3 protein-coding genes are annotated in these 3,123 nt (G+C 71.6%); 2 read left to right on the forward strand and 1 reads right to left on the reverse strand.

Annotated elements, in window-relative coordinates:
- Nucleotides 1-79 precede the first annotated feature (79 nt).
- Nucleotides 80-628: a hypothetical protein gene (locus ABZW60_RS02685; RefSeq protein ID WP_355473307.1), complete on the reverse strand. Its 549-nt coding sequence runs from the start codon at nucleotides 626-628 to the stop codon at nucleotides 80-82.
- A 178-nt stretch (nucleotides 629-806) separates the two neighbouring features.
- On the opposite strand from ABZW60_RS02685, the gene ABZW60_RS02690 reads away from it, so the two are divergent.
- Nucleotides 807-2,411, forward strand: coding sequence for a LysM peptidoglycan-binding domain-containing protein (locus tag ABZW60_RS02690; protein ID WP_355473308.1), 1,605 nt, complete (start codon nucleotides 807-809; stop codon nucleotides 2,409-2,411).
- A 1-nt stretch (nucleotide 2,412) separates the two neighbouring features.
- A partial coding sequence (locus ABZW60_RS02695; protein ID WP_355473310.1) for a hypothetical protein occupies nucleotides 2,413-3,123 on the forward strand: 711 nt, incomplete at its 3' end.

Raw genomic sequence — 3,123 nt, forward strand, 5'->3', positions numbered from 1 at the left:
GGTTAGACAGGGTCTGGGCGGGAAGACACGGTGGTCTGTCTCCCACCCAGTTAGGGTGGGAGACAGACTCGGTCGGGAGTCAGCGGCGGCGCAGGGCGCGGAGGGCCTGGGTGGGGATCAGGCGGACGTTGTAGACCTCGGTGCGGCGGCGCGGCGCGTCCAGGGGGTGCTCGGCGATCTCCAGGAAATCGGCGCCGACGCGGTCGATCGTCCCGGTGACCGGGCCGCCGCCGCTGCAGAAGAGCGTCACCGGTGAGCGGTCCCGCGCGATGCCGCGCAGCAGGTGCGCGAGACCGAGCTTGCCCTCGACGGCCCCGACCGCCGGCTCCGCCCACGGCCCGAGCCGATGGACCGCGACCAGCGCCTCGACCGGGATCAGCCACTCCTCGTAGCGCTCGGTCTCGATCAGCAGGCAGTCCTTCCCGACCCGGCTGAGCAGGCCGCGCACCGGGTCCGCGTCCTTCAACTCGACGCGGACGACGGTGTCCACCGCACCGCGGAGGCGGTCGAGCACGGTGATCTTCCCGACCTCGGCCCGGATCCGATCCGCCACCTCGCCGTACAGGTCACTGTCCTGGAGCGCGTCGAACTGCGACTCCAGATCCGCGAACAACGCATCCCACCGCATGACCGTGAACCTACCGGTCCGGGGTGCCGCCGGGCCGTCCGGCCGTCACTGTCCGCAGCGGAAACCGACGCAGCGTGGGTTAAGGACTTGCAAAGGCGGACCAGAACCGGTCTATAGTGGTCAAGCCAAAGCAAACTAAAGCAAACTCATAGGTCGGGAGCGAAGCGGGATGAACGCGATGATCCGGGGGGTCAAGGGAACGCTCGCGATCGTCGCGCTGGCGGGCGTCGGTCTCCTGCTGCGCTGGTTCACCGCGGGCTCGATCAGCGGCCTGCGGACGTACGACCTGGATTCGCTGACCGTTCTGGCGGTCGGGACCATCGCCTGGATCGCGTACGGGTGGCTGGTGCTCGCCGTGCTGCTCACAGTCCTCGAACAGGTCCCCGGCGCGGTCGGCACGCTGTCCGGCGCCGTAGCCGGCCGAATCACCACCAAGACCGCCCGAGCCCTCCTGCGCTCCGGCCTAGGCGTAGCCGCCGTCACGCCCCTAACCGTCGCCTCAGCCCAGGCGACCCCCGCCGACACAGCCCACGTCCGCCAGTGGACCCACCCCGCCACCCAAACCAACTTCCGCGCCACCGAACCCAACTCCACCGTCCACCTCGGCGCCACTGAGCCCCAGTCGGCCACACAGCACGGCAACGCAGGCACGTCGTACCGCGCGACCGAGCCGGCGTCGGGAGTTGAGGTCAGCGGCACCACCTCGGACCGCGACTTCCGAGCGACCGAACCCGCCTCGGCCGTGCAGATCGGCCCGGACGCCGGCACCCACCGCGCGACCACCGACAACTCAGCAGCCGACCAGCAAGCCGACTTCCGCGCCACCGCACCCGCCTCGAAGGTGCAAATCGGCCCGGATACCAGCGCGCGCCGCACGAACACCGACAACTCAGCAGCTGATCAGCACGCCGGCTTCCGCGCCACCGAACCTGCCTCGACCGTGCACATCCAGCCGGACGCCAGCACGCGCCGTACCAACACAGAAGACACCGCGACCGACCAGCGCGCCGACGACTCCCGAGCCACAGAACCACGCTCGACCGTCGAACTCGGCGAGTCCGGCCAGGCCCACACCGACTACCGCGCAACCGAACCGCCGTCCACACTCCACCTGGGTTCCACCCCCACCCCGACGGACGACTCCACCACCCTCCCCACCCCGAACCGTCCATCCGTCCCAGCCCGCCCCACCACCGAGCCAGCCGATCCCGGCGAGTCCACCAGCGGCAACCAGACGTCGGGCCGGACGGGCACCTCAGGAACCACTGAGCGCCCGGCCACCCCGAACCGCCCGGGTTCAGCGGCGCAGTCGGATGGTCGGACGGCCGCCCCGGGGACACCTGAGCGGCCGAGCACCCCGAACCGCCCAGGCGCGCTGACGGACGGGCGCACGGACCGGCCCGCCGGGCGGTCGCAGGTGGGGGTGCCGGATCGACCCAAGGGTGGGTCGCGAGTGGGGGTGCCGGATCAGCCCAAGGGCGGGTCTCGGGTGGGGGTGCCGGATCGGCCGGTTGATGGTGCGCCGACTCGGTACACCGAGCTGCGGCCCACGGTGCCGGTGCGCGTCGTCGTACGGGAAGGCGACTCGCTCTGGGAGATCGCCGCTCGTGAGCTCGGGCCGGGCGCGACGGCAGAGGCGATCGCCGCGCGCTGGCCTGACTGGTACGCCGTGAACCGCCACGTGATCGGGGACGACCCCGACCTCATCCTTCCCGGGCAGGTCCTCCGGATCCCGCCCGCGCCGACCGGCGACCACCTCCCGCCCCATCCCCAGGAGCAGTGACATGAGCCAGTCCCACCATCTCCAGCCGGAAGACCTCCCGCTGGACGACGTACGCCCGGCTGCTCCGCTGACCGCCGTCCCCACCCGTACGACGGACCCCGCCGCTCGCCAGGACCCGACGCTCACCCACCCGGACACACCGGAGGCTCAGATGGCCGTCACCCCAACCTCGCCAACAGCCAAGCCCGCGCAGTCTGCCCCGGCACACCCCGCTCGGACAGCAGCCTCGGACTCCGCAGCTGTGCACGCCGCGTCGGCTGTCGGGGTGGCACCTGCCACGGACATCCAGCAGATGCTCGCCGAGGTCGCACACCCGCGGTTGGCGTCGGTCGACGGAGCCACGCACACCGTGCCAGCCACGACCCGGTACGCCGACCAACTGACAGACGGCGCTCTCGCGCTCCGCCTGGAGGCCGTCAGACGACTCGGCATCGCCCCGACGCCTATCCCCGACGAGCAGAGCACCGCACCAGCCACCGCCGACCTGCAGCACACCTCAGCCGGCACCGCCGACCAGCAGGCCGCCACAGCACGTACAGCCAACCAGCCGAGCGCCGCACCCGGCGCCGCCAACCAGCACGGCACCACAGCAGACGCAGCCGACCAGCAGGGCGGCACAGCAGACGCAGCCGACCAGCAGGGCGGCACAGCAGACGCAGCCGACCAGCAGGGCGGCACAGCAGACGCAGCCGACCAGCAGGGCGGCACAGCT

Origin of the sequence: Kribbella sp. NPDC003557, assembly GCF_040610805.1 — a bacterium.
Classification (GTDB): Bacteria; Actinomycetota; Actinomycetes; order Propionibacteriales; family Kribbellaceae; genus Kribbella.